At 42.2% G+C, this 14,582-nt stretch carries 10 protein-coding genes; 1 reads left to right on the top strand and 9 read right to left on the bottom strand.

Annotated elements, in window-relative coordinates; genetic code table 11:
• Nucleotides 1-133: 133 nt before the first annotated feature.
• Together J4N24_RS15350 and J4N24_RS15345 are read right to left on the bottom strand one after the other, a co-directional pair.
• Nucleotides 134-730, bottom strand: coding sequence for a hypothetical protein (locus J4N24_RS15350; protein WP_207534581.1), 597 nt, complete (start codon nucleotides 728-730; stop codon nucleotides 134-136).
• A 41-nt stretch (nucleotides 731-771) separates the two neighbouring features.
• Nucleotides 772-3,084: a TonB-dependent receptor gene (locus tag J4N24_RS15345; protein ID WP_207534580.1), complete on the bottom strand. Its 2,313-nt coding sequence runs from the start codon at nucleotides 3,082-3,084 to the stop codon at nucleotides 772-774.
• 29 nt (nucleotides 3,085-3,113) lie between these two features.
• On the opposite strand from J4N24_RS15345, the gene J4N24_RS15340 reads away from it, so the two are divergent.
• Nucleotides 3,114-3,326 (top strand): hypothetical protein, encoded by a 213-nt coding sequence (locus tag J4N24_RS15340; protein WP_207534579.1) that lies wholly within the window; start codon nucleotides 3,114-3,116, stop codon nucleotides 3,324-3,326.
• Nucleotides 3,327-3,654: 328 nt separating this feature from the next.
• Here J4N24_RS15340 and J4N24_RS15335 read toward each other — a convergent pair whose 3' ends face one another.
• From J4N24_RS15335 to J4N24_RS15305, 7 genes are all read right to left on the bottom strand, one after another.
• A complete protein-coding gene (locus J4N24_RS15335; RefSeq protein WP_369806234.1) occupies nucleotides 3,655-4,704 on the bottom strand; it encodes a LacI family DNA-binding transcriptional regulator in 1,050 nt (349 codons plus the stop codon).
• A 134-nt stretch (nucleotides 4,705-4,838) separates the two neighbouring features.
• A complete protein-coding gene (locus J4N24_RS15330; RefSeq protein WP_207534578.1) occupies nucleotides 4,839-6,017 on the bottom strand; it encodes a DUF5005 domain-containing protein in 1,179 nt (392 codons plus the stop codon).
• Between the two features lie 58 nt (nucleotides 6,018-6,075).
• Nucleotides 6,076-6,909, bottom strand: coding sequence for an alpha/beta hydrolase (locus tag J4N24_RS15325; protein WP_242691649.1), 834 nt, complete (start codon nucleotides 6,907-6,909; stop codon nucleotides 6,076-6,078).
• Nucleotides 6,910-7,057: 148 nt separating this feature from the next.
• On the bottom strand, nucleotides 7,058-8,479 hold the full coding sequence (locus J4N24_RS15320; RefSeq protein WP_207534577.1) for an MGH1-like glycoside hydrolase domain-containing protein: 1,422 nt from the start codon (nucleotides 8,477-8,479) through the stop codon (nucleotides 7,058-7,060).
• A gap of 42 nt (nucleotides 8,480-8,521) precedes the next feature.
• Nucleotides 8,522-11,176, bottom strand: a complete 2,655-nt coding sequence (locus J4N24_RS15315) for a glycoside hydrolase family 2 protein (protein ID WP_207534576.1) — start codon at nucleotides 11,174-11,176, stop codon at nucleotides 8,522-8,524.
• 66 nt (nucleotides 11,177-11,242) lie between these two features.
• Nucleotides 11,243-12,343 carry a beta-1,2-mannosidase gene (locus J4N24_RS15310; RefSeq protein ID WP_207534575.1) on the bottom strand — a complete coding sequence of 367 codons (1,101 nt, stop codon included), beginning with the start codon at nucleotides 12,341-12,343 and terminating at the stop codon, nucleotides 11,243-11,245.
• Nucleotides 12,344-12,368: 25 nt separating this feature from the next.
• Nucleotides 12,369-14,576, bottom strand: a complete 2,208-nt coding sequence (locus tag J4N24_RS15305) for a GH92 family glycosyl hydrolase (protein ID WP_207534574.1) — start codon at nucleotides 14,574-14,576, stop codon at nucleotides 12,369-12,371.
• Between the last annotated feature and the right edge of the window lie 6 nt (nucleotides 14,577-14,582).

The following is a 14,582-nucleotide window of genomic DNA, read 5'->3' as shown; positions in this document are numbered from 1 at the left end:
AATACTTGGTTGAATAGTATTTAACTACGAACATAAAAATAAAATCGCAGCAAATGGAATTATTGATAGTGCTCAACTAAACACGCATTATAAAGCAACAGAGCAGGCTTGCCTTTGCAAGCCTGCCTGGTAACTAATGATCGTGGTCTTCTCCTTCTATTACATGCAGAGGGAACTTCAATGTAAAATCAGCAGAACCGCCGAAACGTGCATGATTTGCATCATCCCAGTCATCTACAGAGGTTTTGGATTTATCAAGACCATGGCGAAGTACCGCTGTTAAAGTCATTGATCCATTTGAGGGTTTTAAAGTAGTAAGCAGGCCCTTTACTCCCACCTTGTCATCTTCATACTTATAATCAAGTACTCCCTCCTGAGCCCCGGTTATAAACATCTGGTGTTCGGCAGCCTCTTCCACAAATTCATCTTGCATTTCGCGACCAGCAAAGTCGTAAGCAACTACCTTCAAACGGTAAACAGCGCCGGCATGAAGATCATAATGACTTTTAATTGAATTACCGTCCTGTCCAAAAACTACCTGAACAGTATCTGTTGTTTGATGGTAATGATCGCCATGCGATTCCAATTCAATGAAATTGAATACCACGCTTTTAAACTCTTCCTGTGGTAACTCTGGCTCAGGATCGTCTTTTGTACACGCATTAAAAGTTAAAATAGCTCCCACGGCAAGGGCTAACCATGCTTTTTTGTAGATTCCAGTTGTTGTCATTGATTTTTAAATTATAGGGTTAAACATTTATGGATGTAGTATTAAAATTTAAGAGTAGCTCTTAACGTCAGGTTTCGACCCTGATCGTGGGCGTAATACCGGAACCTGTTCATATAGTCTTTGTAGAACGTGTTGGCAATATTGTTTACAGAAGCATTAAGGCCCAAACTCTTCTTTCCTAAAAAAAAGCTTGTTCCTGCCTGCAGGCCAAGCAAATGATAAGAAGGTGGAGGTGAGGTAAAATCGCTACCTTCTTCATACCTGTTCTGCCTGGCAACATAGAGGTGATTAAGTGTTACATAATTAGCAGTTTCCTTACCTCGATCCGACCAATGGAAACTAATACTATTTTCAATCCGGTCTGAGGGGATCCATGGCAAGTAAATATCATTACGTACATCTTTTGCTCTGACAATTGCTCCCTTCAGCCCATATTTTAAATGGCTGGATAGATCAAAGGAGAGCCCCAGATCAGCACCGAGAAGCTGAGCGTGGGTTTGTTTATAATAGTAGGTTGGAAAAACACCCCGGATGCTTTCATAGAGCTCCAAAGAGGGCTGAAGGTAGATGTAGTTATTGATACGATTCCAATAGGCACTAAAGTCGAAGTTCAAATTATCACCATGAAATTCGATCGCGTTGATCCACTTATAACTTTTTTCACTAGCCAGATCTTTATCGCCTATCTCCACTGCAGCTGAGCCGTGATGAAGACCATTGCTAAAGAGCTCACTTACCACCGGGGGGCGCCATGCAGAAGCGAGATTAGAACGTATCGTCCATTGGTTGGTTAGATACAGGACAGCACCTGCATTGGCAGAAACGTTATTAAACTTACGGGTGCCACCATAGAGATCCTGGTTCCTGTCATACCCCAGGGCATCAAGATATTTATAATCATAGCGCAGACCTCCCTCAAGCTGATAGTTACTTTTCGAATATCTTCCAATGTAAAAAAGGCCTGCATTATAGCTATCATAGTTAGGGATTAAAGGAGTTGCAAGCGTACCGGGAACATTATTATTTACTTGTAAAATTCCGTTAACACCAACTATTTGTTTCCAATGACTTCCGTTATCATTTTCGAGAGAAATATCCAGGGTTTGTGTAGTAAGCGTAAGATCGAGAGATGGAATGCCACTTCTTCCTCCCCTCCTTATATCGTACTCCTGCCGCTTATTTTGCTGGAGCCCATACACCAGATCTACATGGCTTTTACTGCTTAAATGAAAGTGGCTCTCCAATTTCAACAGGTTATGAGCGACCTTTTGACGGGGTGCATCAATAGAATAGGTAAAAGAGCCTTCATCGAAAGGTCTTCCATTAGCAAGTGCTGCCTGCAGGTCCTCAAGGTTTCCAATATGAGAACCTCTAAAAATTCCTATTTCTGACTGGAAGTGGCTGAAGTAGAGATCAGTCTCCAGTTTCTTTCGAGAGTAACCAAGCCCGCCGGAAAAGTTAAGCTCTCTTAATCCTGTATTATTGAGGTAATAATCGGCCGTTTTTATATTGCCCGAGGTCCTTCCTGAGGTCTGAAAACGCCATGCGAAGCCAGGCATACCTTTACTTGCACCTTCAAGCGCTCCAGAAGCAGCCCCTCCCAAGCCATTACTCGAGCCTGCCAGATTTAGTGTTCCAGCTATTCCAAATTGTTTTGGAAGGGCAGCAGGTTTTACCAGGATAACTCCAGCTATTGCTTCTGGTCCGTACCTAACTCCTTCAGCACCTTTGATCACGGTAATTGACTGGGCTATGAAGGGGTCGATTTCCGGTCCATGTTCCATACCCCATTGTTGCCCTTCCTGGCGGATTCCGTTATTCAGGATCAGCAGCCGGTTACTATGCAATCCCTGCACTACTGGTTTAGCAATTGAGGAGCCAGTTTGTAAAGTACTTACACCGGGAACGGATCTAAGTGCATCAGCCAGGGTTCCTCCTCTGCTCTGTTCGAGTTGATTAGCGGTTATACTTCCGGCTATATTAACAGTGCCTGAGAATGGCTTTCCTGCTGTAATGTGTACTTCTTCAAGTTTTAACTCTGCCTTTTGCAAGAGAAGTGATACACTTTGTTCAGACACCCTCGAAAAGACCTTTTTATAAGGCCGGAACCCGGGTGTATTCACTACCAGTATTACTGGTCCTTCACAGATTTTGTTAATACTAAAATGCCCATGTTCATCAGTGATAGCAGTCCTATTAGCAGTAATTACGCTAATTAAAACGCCATGGACGGGTAGGCCGCTAAGAGAATCCCTTACAGATCCTTCAATTTTCAAGCGACAATCAAATTGTTGCGCAGAAGCCTGCACGACAACAGAAACGAGGGTAACGATGGTAAGCACCCAATACTTCATATGGAAAAAATTATAGGAAAGAAAATGCGATGAACGCATACCAGGCTCAAAAGACTATGAGCCTAATGAACGGTCGGGCAGCAGAAATGCCAGAAAAGGAATTAAACTACAGGGGGACCTTTATTTGTCCAGGTATGGACAGAGCGTTCAAAAACGCTATCAGAAAAACTTGGGGATTGCAACAGAGACTTACCACCAGGAATAGTCAGGACTATTTGATCGTAACTGTGAATATGCCTTGATTGTTGGTTTTGAACATAATCACAGACCTTACACTTTACGTCTGGCTTTTGAAATTCAGCCTTTGCAGCACTATTTGTTTCTTTTTTAAAAGAAACTGAGGTCATTTCTTCAGTATGATCATGGACGCATTGAATCACCTGTATCGCTGAAAAGATCAGCAACAGGAAAAATGCAATGGCCTTATTTAATCTTCTGAAATACGACATTCTAGTTCTGAAGGCAAAAATGATATTTTTATTTTAATTTATTGCCAATAAAAAAGAAGTCTTTGTAACATTTTTAAAAAAGTGGCTATGTGCCAGATTTGAATAGTTAAATCTCTACCAATTAACCCGACTTCTTACTTCTTATAGTTTTCTTGACCGGAGAAAGATGGGACTTCCTAAGCTTCAATTCAGTTTCAAGGATTATTTTAGCTGGACCAGCATCTTTGCCTCCGGGTTCTAACCTGTCTAACAGAAGACTGATAACCCTGTCAGCTATGGCTTCAATAGGCTGCGCAATTGCTGTGACAGGAGGAGCGAATAATTTAAAAATATCATGATCATCAAAAGAGACCACTGCCAGATCCTGAGGTACCTTTAAGTTCAGGATGTTAATTGCTTTCAACCCACAGGATCCCGCCTGTATCGCCCCGAACAGAACCGCGTCCAATTGCTTATTTTCACTCAGATACTTCTGAACCGTTGCAATCATCACCTCTTCATCCGGATTATAATCAATTTCATGAACGTTATCTGTTAACCCTTCCTGGCTCATTGCTGACCTGTATCCCGCTAACCTCCCTAACATCTGACTTTGGGAGGAGGAAAAAGTTATGAAGGCAATGTCTTTGAATCCCTGATCTACCAACATTTTAGTAGCATTAAATGCACTTGGCTCATTATCTATTTCCACATAGTCAACTTCGAGCTCCTTTAAATTCCTGTCAAATAAAACTACAGGCATCCCAGCCTTGATCAGTGCGTCAATTTCTTTCTCTACCCCTACCGGAGGAGAGATAATATACCCATCTACGCTTCTTTCCCGAAAAACATCAATAAGATCCCTTGTTTTCTGGGTATTATTGTCAGTGCTGCAATACAGGATACGATAACCTTTTTTATAAGCTCTATCTTCGATGAGCTTAGCAATCTGAGCAAAAAATGGATCTGAAATACTCTCCACCATTAAACCAATGATATGAGATTTGCCTGTCCTCAACCCACGAGCTATGGGGTTGGGAGAATAACCTACTTCTTTGACGAATTTTTCGACCCGACTTACCAGTTCTTTGCTGATTCGTTTTTCTTCCGCCCGACCATTAAGTACAAATGATACCGTGCTTTTCGAAACATTAAGTTGGTTAGCTATATCTGCAATTGATAACTTCTTCACCAGTGTTTTTTATCCAAATATACTTTAAAAATCAAGCTCCTTTACAATTATATCGATTTAGCATCAATAAAAGGCATATAATCTGCTTCGACCCAAGTACTCTTTGAATTGCCTTATCAAAAGCTATGTAATGATTAGAATAATTTAACCCGCACAAAACGAGGCCGGTATAAGTAGGGATTTTTTTTGAGATCTTTAATAAATTCAACCGAGTTAACGTTATAGCTGATAAGAAGCTCAGCCCTTGAAGACAAACTAGGATGTACTTTAGCATTATACATTACGTAAGTTTTTTCCTCTGCGTCCTTACTACTATCCCAGATCTTAATAATTGGGCCGAAAGGTCCGGTGGGACTGGCCCCTAAACGCAAACCAACAGTAGTTCCTATCCCTCCTACCTGAAACACGAGTGCGTACCGGCCATCAGGAAGGGGACTTACACTTAATTCATTTGATACAGCGTCTGTAAGCGTTGCGGCCTTGTTCATATTAGAATTCCAAGCTTTGCCATCCCAAAACCGCCATCTTTCAAAGCGCTCAAAATCTTCTGGTTTTACACGCGCTACGAGCAAATTCTTTGCCTTCCCCCTTACTCCGTAGATATAAACAAACCCATCAGGAGAAGGAGCACCAGCAGATTTCGTATTAACAAAAATACCAGCACCAAAAGAACCGATATCATTCTCCCCATCCTCAATAAAAAAAGGAGTATCCCACTGCTGATAATTATAGAATGGAGGTTTTGAACCGGCTGGAATTTTTATCAGGGTATTACCAATCTCCCTAAAACCAAAAGCCTCTTCGGATACGTTGCGGATCCGATAACCAAATATATAAAGTGCATTATTCAGTTTCTGATTTACAAAACCGTCGCCCAGCCAGTAGTAATCATTCATCTGGGTCTTGGGGGTACGAGGCTCAAAAACAGGCTCGGCCTCGCCCTTTGAATTTTCTTTCCAATTAAATTTCAGATTTTCAGGCAATGGCTTATTCCCCTTCAATACCGCGATAGAATTATGAATCATCCTGAAACCGTTCTGAAGGGAATCTTTTCTAATAGTGCCTATCATTGAATCGCTGAAAATGAAAAGCGTCTGAGTCGTCGATGTGGCATTCTTGTTTTCGGGTGAATTTAGTGGAATCGTATAAATACCATCTCCTCCAAACCACCCAGAATCACGCTTAAAAAGAGCAGACCATTCCGGCGCTTCCTCTACTGAGAACTTCAAATGGTTCAAATCTTTTACCTGGGCAAATAATCCTCCTGAAAAAGAAATTCCCAGCATTATCGCTATTGCAATTAATCTTCTCATAAAATCATCAAGATATATAAATTATTCCGAGGATCAAATGCCCGAAAAGCGGGTTACCTCAACCAGCTTTGATCTTACTGGTTTTAAAAAAGTTATTAAAGAACAAGGCCTGGTATTTTATTGAATTACACCAGTACTCCCAGGAGTGGCCTCCGGGACGAGAGGTATACTCGTGAGGAATATTGCGTTCCAAAAGCTTTTCGTGCAATTGTTTATTGTACAAGCAAAAAAAATCGTCGGCCCCACAATCAAACGTTAAAGCGAGCGAATTACTCTTGATCAGATAAAGCATATTAACGACACTGTTCTGTTCCCACCTCTCAGGATATTGACTGTACTTGCCAAGTACCTGGTTTAGTCCGAAGCTATCCGGGAAAGGACGAAGGTCCACCCCTCCGCTCATACTGCCAGCGGCACCAAAAACATCAAGATGCTTAAAGGCCAGATAGAGAGCTCCATGGCCACCCATGCTAAGACCAGTAATAGCACGCCCCTCCCGCTTGTTAACGGTAGAGTAATGTTTATCAATGTAACTTACAAGCTCTCTGGAAATGTAAGTTTCATAAAGAGACCCCTTCTCCTCCGGACTGTCAAAATACCAACTGGCAAAAGCACCATCAGGACAAACGATCAACATACCATACTCATCGGCTAATCCAGATAACTCGGGATCCTTTTTTATCCAGTCGCTGTAGTTCCCACTATAACCATGCAGCAGGTACAGTACGGGGTATCTTTGAGAGGGGTTGTAAGCTGAAGGCCGGATAACAACATCTTTTATACTTTTATGCATACTATCGCTAAAGATAGAAACGGTATCCACCATTGCAGCTTGGAGGTTGAAAGCGAACAACATCAATAAGATCACGAGAAGGGACTTTCTTTTGTACATAATCTAAAAACAGTAAATGCCGGCATTATACAAGGAGTGCAGAAAGAGTAGTTTCCAGCAATAAATCTAACTCCTAACACCTTAAAACTATTAGTAAAAACGATTGAGAGAACAAGTACTATCTATACTGACAGGATAGGCACCAAGCCTACATCATCACAATGTGTACCTTATTAATAGAATGGTTTAGAATACCAGGGGTAACTTTATAGACCTTCCTGCCATTCACATGCATTTCCCGGATAGTTGAGCCTTTCCCCTCCACCAGAATATTCAAATACTTATTCCTATATTTCAGCTCAGAGAGCTCAAGTATGGAAATACCCGGAGGAAGGTATGGCTTGAACTCAATTTCTCCGGCATTGCTAAATCTCATCCCAATAAGGCCGTACATTACCATATCGAGATAGGCCGTAGCTGACCAGGTTTGTCTTCTGCAAGAGGGTGTTAATTTATTGCTCTGCCAACCACCAATAGCAGCTCCGGTATAGGGACTATAGATTTCACGAAAATCCATATTACCCTTATCTTCGTCTATAGCCAGATGCGTAAGACTTTTAAGCTCTTCCTCAAACCGCTTATAATTACGCGTATTAATGGCAGCCTTTGCATAAAATCCATTGACCATTGGCCAGATAATATTATTATGCCGACCTGGGGTATCAGGCGAGTATCTTGGAAAATCCGGATAAATAGAAGGTATCCCGTATTTCGAGACGTGAGCATTTGATATAATAGCCCTTGCTTTTCCTGCATCAGGGATTTCAAAAATAGCAGCAAAGGCAATACCCAAAGCTTCTTGAGAATGATCAGCTTTCCCGGTATGATCAAGAAGGTAGTCGAAAGTATTTGACTTAGGATTGTACAAATGCTTAAGGATATTAGCTTTAAGATTCTTTGCCTTCAAGCTGAATACCCCATATTCATTGGTTTGAAGGATCTTACTCATTTTTTCCAGTACTTTATAAGCCTCATAATAAATTGAGTTTGTACTTAAACATTTAATACCATGAGAATTCTTGTGGTCGAGAACAAATGTGGAAAGGTTCCCCCGCTCAAAAATGGGTTCGGGGTAGCCGGCGATACCATCATTAAAAACAGATGGTCCCATAAAAAGACCGGTACCCGGATCAAACTGACTGTTCTCCAATTGTTTCATGGTATTGGCTGAGCAAGTGTAAGCTTGCCTCAGGAATTTCCGGTCTCCGTTCACGTAATAGTGATGAAGAGCGGCGATAGTCCAGATAATTTTATCCCAGTACTGATGTCCGATAGAATCCCTGCCGATCGTAACACTCCACAAAGATTTCTCAGCTACTTCCGGCCATAAAAGGCTCGCAGCATTCCATGAATTAATGGCAATATCGCGTGTCCATTCGCCGCCATAGTCTCCCCCTGCAGCTAATATCCCATCACGTACATTTCCATCCACAACCTTCAGTGCAAGACGAAAGGCTTTTTCCAGATCTTTGTTATCAGAGCTGATGGTTTGAGCACCAGCACCAGAGAAAGCTGTTATCAGGAATGCGAATACGGCAGTGCTAATCCAATATTTTCTTAAACGTTTCATTTTAATTGCTCTATATGCTAATAAGATCTTTCGAATATTTCATCAATTGTTATAGGGACTTAAAAAAAGCTTATACCCAGCGTTCAGTAGTTTTGGATCTACTTCTATCTGGAGATCCTTCGATTCGCCCTGCATTAATGAAAAATAACTGTCGCTTATAATGGCGGGCAAAATTTGAGAACCATCTTCCCGAAGTAGCTGTGCCCTTATTCCAAAAGCTGCTGCTTTTGAGGATCTGTTAAGAACTTTATAGCTAATCACCCTGTGAATTTTGTCTTTGGCAGTGCTTACTCTCGGCTTGCTTATTTTCAACTCATCTTTTACCCTTGCAAGATCATTCAAAGGGGTATAATTCTGATATTCCTTACCGATCCAATAGAAATTTTCAGATAAAAGCTTCCCCTTTTTATCTTTCAGTTTCAGCTTCAAAAAATACACCCTTGAAAAATCAGTATCGTCACCTTTTGAAAAAGCAACAAAGGCTTCAGTAGACGAAGTAGCTGGCACGCTCATCCTGGTACCGCGGTGATAGGCTTTTACCTTCCTCCCATTTATGTCATATATTTCTGCTCCAGCTGTAAGCTGATTTAAACTGTAAGGTTTGTTATTAATAATCTTTACCGAATGGCTTGCAGGATTCCATTGAATATGAACAGGCTCACAGGCTATCTTTGCCCCAAAATAAGCGTCGGTTAAATCATAATAATAATCATACGTCTGCCATATCATACTGGGATAGGCCGACTGACTCATCCATATCAACATTCCGGAAGCATCCTTCCACATATGATCATTCCAGCCCTCATACATCGCCTTCATCGTCTCCAGATTAAGAAGCTGCGCTTTCTTGCAGAAATCTTCCAGCGTTCCTGATGGGCCATAACTCTGGTTAATATCATTGATATATTTTACTGGTGTTGCTCCTCCCCCCAATTCGCCATGGGTGCTGAAAAAGTGCCTGGCCCACATATTAGTTTTGCTATCCAGGGCTTCAGGGCTTGGAGGTACCCAAAATTCTTTCGGCATAAACTTCTTAAAGCTTTCCACATTGACAAATGTTGCCATCCCAAGCTCACTGCGCATGCCCCAACTATTGTTAGAAAACTGATAACTATTATGCGGATCTGTGAAATAAGTTCGGGGATCAACATTACCCCATAACCCACTTCCAGATAAGTTCCGGCTACCTCCTTTGATGGAAAAATTTGGGTTAGTAATGCCCGCATTGGAACGGGAAATATATAGTTTATCATGCAGATCATTTTCCAGCACTGCCGTTTCTATAGCCATATTCAAAGATCCCTTAGGATCCCCACCGGGAACACCTTCATTGGCTCCGCACCAGATAGCAATAGAAGGGTGGTTCCGCAGTCTCTTCACCTTCTGAACTACATTTAAACGGAATACTTCAAGACTATCGATCGGGCCAAAGTTGTTCAGCCAGAAATCATCCCAAATGAGGATCCCGTACTTGTCGCAATAATTATAAAAATCCTCATCAGTAACTTCACCCGTCCAGTTCCGGATCATGCTATAATTCATTGCCCTATGCAGCCTTATGCGAGGTTCATAATCCTGTCCTCTCACCTTAAGCATGTAATCAGACATTCCCCAGTTTCCTCCCTTTACAAGAATAGGGACATTGTTTATATAGAGGCGCAAAGGTCCGTTAAGTGAAGTTGTATCTGAACTTACTTTTCGAATTCCAAACACCTTAGTTACTGCATCAGACGTTTTACCGTCTTCTCTGAATTCTACTTTACAGGAATATAGATATTGTGTTCCATCAGGCTTCCCACCATAACCATTGGGCCACCATAGTTTCGGATTTTCAATCTTTAGCTGTTTAAAAGACCTTTCATCCAGTGTTACCGTCTCCACACTCCCGGGTTGAAGCGTTATAGCTTTACTTACCACGGTAATCTTTCCCGGATTAATGGTAAGTCTTAGTACACCGGAAATTCTTTGACTACTTGCATTTCGAAGATCTGTCTGAATGCTAAGTTGGGCGAGCGACATGGTGGGTAGCTTAACTCTCACCCAAGGATCTTCAACTGCCACATTTCCGGTAGTAGTAATTGTAACACTATCTGTAATTCCATTGTTATAGCCCGGCACAGCGGGCATCCAATCCCAACTGCCACTGCTTAGATAAGTTGGGGCCTCACGGTTGGCAAGACCCTGATTATGGGTAGCATTGTAGAGAGGAGGAATAATGAGTACAGCAAGAACATTGGTCCCGGCATGCACCCCAGCGGTAATATTAAATTTTGCTCTTCTCATCAGACCAGTGATCCCTGCTATCGGCTTACCATTCAGAAATATCTCAGCCCTCTTATTAACTCCGTGAAAATTAAGCCACACTTGTTCTCCCGGACGAAAGCCCTTTCCACTAAAAGTAGTCCGATACCAAAATGGTCTGCAATACTTCGCTTTATCCACCTGATAAATATTATCTCCAAAGTCTGGATCTTTCTCCCTTCCTGCTACTACATACGAATGAAAGATAGTTCCAGGCACGATGGCCTCTACCCAGGTAGAAGTATTATATTTTGATGAGGAAATGATTGAGGCCTCTGGCACCTCTGTTTGGGCAGCCAGTTTCCACCTTAATTCTTTAGTGATCCCCTGTGCCAACCCCTGGAGCTGTGACAACAGGATGCTAAGAATAAAACATATTTCGGCCCTTTTTATCATAGTCTAATTTTTCTGTCTCGACCAAATCGATTTAGCTTTCAATTAAAATTTTTGTAATCTGGGCCGCTAGTGCTTGGGGTTATAAATGGCAAGGCCTACCCTCGAGTCAGCACAGCCATAATACAAATACCATTTCTTTCTAAGATAGGCCATACCTTCAATAAACACAGTTCCGGCAGGATATTGCCCGCTTTTCTCGAAAGACTCGGTAGGAATAAGAAAGGGCTTGTCCAGACGCGCAAGCAACTTCTCAGGATGCTCGGCATCGAAAAGTGCCTGTCCCGCACAATAGGCATTTGCAGTATAATTTTTATCACCTTCTGTAGCCCTGTTCTTCCCGTTATAAAGCAAGACAATTCCTTTATTGGTGAGAATTGCGGGTGGACCACACTCTGTTAACTGGCTATCGAAGTATCCCGCCCGGGGAGACATTAATTTAATCAATTCGCCTTCCGAACTCACTAACGGCTCCCAGTTTATCAGATCCTGAGAAGTAGCAGCAAAAACGTTATCCTCCCCCCAATACATCCAGTACTTGCCCTTAACCCTCGTGATGTATTGCTTTCCATTCGATATCTTTGTTAGAATTGAAGCTGATTTTGTTGGCATATTATAGAACTTCCCATTATATGCTTTGGCGAAAGCAGCACCGTGTTTTGTCCAGTTCTTTAAATCCCTGGAAATAGCCACCCCCAGCCTGGGCACTTTATTATTCCACATCGTATATAACATAATGAACCGACCGTCAGAGGTGGCAGCTACCCTTGGATCCTCGCAGCCTCCGTACCATTCCTGCTCTGCCTGACCATCCCTGGCAGGATACAAAACAGGCGTTGTACTCCGATTCATCCTAATCCCGTCTACACTTTCAGCGAGACCTATTCTAGAAGTACGGTTACCTATTCCCTCTCCCCTTTTGTCTTCAGCACGGTACAGCACGTAAATCTTTCCATCCTTAACCGTAGCTGCGGGATTGAACGTATCATTAACCTCCCAATTGATGGGCTTATCAAGCATTGGACATTTAAATTCGGAAGATGATCTCGGCGAAATAACGGGATTACCATGCTGAGGTCGAACAAAGGGTCCCAATGCCCAGTCAGGTAATTGCTGTCCATTTGCAAAAACCGACAAAAGCATCAAGCCTGTTAGCCACATTTTTTTCATAACCTTAATAGTGTGTGTGTGTGTGTTAATAATCAAATGAAGGAGGCTCTGTCTGAGCTCCCCAGGTTTTATTTGGGACATCAGATAAATTAAAGCTCAGTATTCCTCCTTTTTGAATAGCGTTCCAGGAAATCCAGGTGCTATTAAATGATTTCCCATTAAGCTTAAGATTATTAATATAAGCTTTGTCAGAGCTTCCACCATTAATGATCAGTGTTCCTTTGGCAAGGTGTAATTTGACCACATCGAATGAGGGACTATTTAGAGAAAATCCTCCCAAGCCCGGCACCACGGGGAACATGCCGATATTAGCAAAGACGTAAAAGGCTCCCATTGCTCCCAGGTCATCATTTCCGGGAAGTCCATTAGGACGATTAGCATATTGTTCTTTTATAATTCGTTTTACTATATTTTGAGTTTTGTAAGGCTGCCCGGTCCAATTGTAGGCCCATGGAACCTGAAAATCCGGTTCATTTCCAGAGGCAAACCATTCTTCATGATAGTTTGCGTTCAACTTGCTGAAGAATTCGTCTAACCTTTTCTCGGCTACCTTTTTTCCTCCTATAGTGTCAATTAATTTCTTCCAATTATAAGGCAGCATCCAGAAATAACCCTTATAACTTAGCTCTCTCCAGTCGTGATTATAAGGTTTCCAGCTCCCATCTTCGTTACGCGACTGCAGCCAGGTACTTTGAGGATTATACAAATTTTTCCAGCTCTGGGCTCGTTTGAGATACCGGCGGTACAAAATGGAGTCTTGGAAGGCCTGAAGCGCGAACTGACCGATAGCAAAGTCTGCGGAAGTATATTCCAGCATCATTGAAGCATGCATATAACCCTTTTCCAGATACTGTTTTAGCATGGGCCGGGTAAGTTCTTTCTGAGACTTCGTATCGGGATCTTCAGCACCTCTCCGCATTACCTTTAAAGCCTTAGCTAGATCGAATGTATTAGCACCGAAAGCATATGCATTAGCAACTAAAATAGAAGTGGGATCACCTTGCATTATGCCTGTCTCCGTGCTATTCAAGACCCATCTGGGAAATCCACCTCCCGACTGCTCGGCAAAAGTGAGTATAGAGCTCATCATTTCTGAAGTCTCCCGCGGAAGTAACATCGCAATTAGCTGGACTTGTGTACGATAGGTATCCCAATTACTAAAAGCAGTATAATAATTGCCTTTGCTAACTTTGTGAACCTTATAATCAGCGCCCATATATTCGCCATTCACATCATTATAGATATTTGGATGAGTGAAAACATGATAAAGCCCGGTATAAAACTGTGTTGCATCAGCGGGTTTGCTTACCTCTATTTTCCCTAAACATTTATTCCAGGCCGACTGCGTCTTGGAAACTACATCGTCGAAGTTCCAGGCATTATTTTCGACTATGAGATTTTGGCGTGCATTTTCAAGAGAAACATAGGAAATACCCACCTTATATAAAATTTTCTTTTTTACCCTTGTATCGAAGGTGAAGTATACCCCTGAATTTTCTCCTGAAGCAGTTTTATCAGAAGATCGGAGACGCGCGCCTTCCCAAGTCCCGCTGGTAATTGCTGGCTCACTAAACTGGGCTACGAAATAGATTTTATAATTAGCAGGAGACCCGCAGAACTGCCCGCCATCGGCATAACCCTCAAAACTTTTCGGACTAGTGATCTTGACACTTGCGTCTGTGATTTTCGTCGCATTAATTCCTGTCCCTATAATAATTGTCCCCTGCTTGTGAGCAAAACTAAACCTACCCATACCCGTGCGGGTAGTTACACTGAGCTCGGAAATAACGCCCTGATCACTTGATGATTTATAATAGCCTGCAACGGAACGTAAGATTTTGAATCCGGGATTGAAGGTGGTCATGGAATCCGGCGACACTTTCAAGTCTCCATCCAAGGGAATAAGAGGCATGTTCCCCATGTGCTCACAGCCTGCTCCACTCATTTGGTTGATAACAAAACCACGATCTTCATTGAAAAATGTAGTGGTAAACTGAACCATTCCAAACGGCGACATTGCACCAGGAAAAGTATACCCCGCCTCCAGATATTGCTCATGCTTTCCATGCCCTTTCCCTTTAGAACCAATCTGGGTGTTCACATAATTTGCATACCCCCCATGGTTGGCCGATTGTGAATAGGCCTTGGCAGCAATCGATAGCAGAAAAAGAGATAATATTTTTCTTAATAGAAGTTTCACTTTAGGCGAAACCGACTTCGGAAAAAAAATCATTGAGGT

Origin of the sequence: Desertivirga arenae (assembly GCF_017355785.1) — a bacterium.
Taxonomy (GTDB): Bacteria; Bacteroidota; Bacteroidia; order Sphingobacteriales; family Sphingobacteriaceae; genus Desertivirga; species Desertivirga arenae.
The sequence above is the reverse complement of the archived record's forward strand: the minus strand, read 5'-3'. Positions and strand labels throughout refer to the sequence as shown.

What these genes read in the sequence shown, in the direction of transcription:
- J4N24_RS15350 (WP_207534581.1), bottom strand. Translation starts at nt 730, where the DNA reads ATGACAACAACTGGAATCTACAAAAAAGCATGGTTAGCCCTTGCCGTG.
- J4N24_RS15345 (WP_207534580.1), bottom strand. Translation starts at nt 3,084, where the DNA reads ATGAAGTATTGGGTGCTTACCATCGTTACCCTCGTTTCTGTTGTCGTG.
- J4N24_RS15340 (WP_207534579.1), top strand. Translation starts at nt 3,114, where the DNA reads ATGAACGCATACCAGGCTCAAAAGACTATGAGCCTAATGAACGGTCGG.
- J4N24_RS15330 (WP_207534578.1), bottom strand. Translation starts at nt 6,017, where the DNA reads ATGAGAAGATTAATTGCAATAGCGATAATGCTGGGAATTTCTTTTTCA.
- J4N24_RS15325 (WP_242691649.1), bottom strand. Translation starts at nt 6,909, where the DNA reads ATGTACAAAAGAAAGTCCCTTCTCGTGATCTTATTGATGTTGTTCGCT.
- J4N24_RS15320 (WP_207534577.1), bottom strand. Translation starts at nt 8,479, where the DNA reads ATGAAACGTTTAAGAAAATATTGGATTAGCACTGCCGTATTCGCATTC.
- J4N24_RS15315 (WP_207534576.1), bottom strand. Translation starts at nt 11,176, where the DNA reads ATGATAAAAAGGGCCGAAATATGTTTTATTCTTAGCATCCTGTTGTCA.
- J4N24_RS15310 (WP_207534575.1), bottom strand. Translation starts at nt 12,343, where the DNA reads ATGAAAAAAATGTGGCTAACAGGCTTGATGCTTTTGTCGGTTTTTGCA.
- J4N24_RS15305 (WP_207534574.1), bottom strand. Translation starts at nt 14,576, where the DNA reads ATGATTTTTTTTCCGAAGTCGGTTTCGCCTAAAGTGAAACTTCTATTA.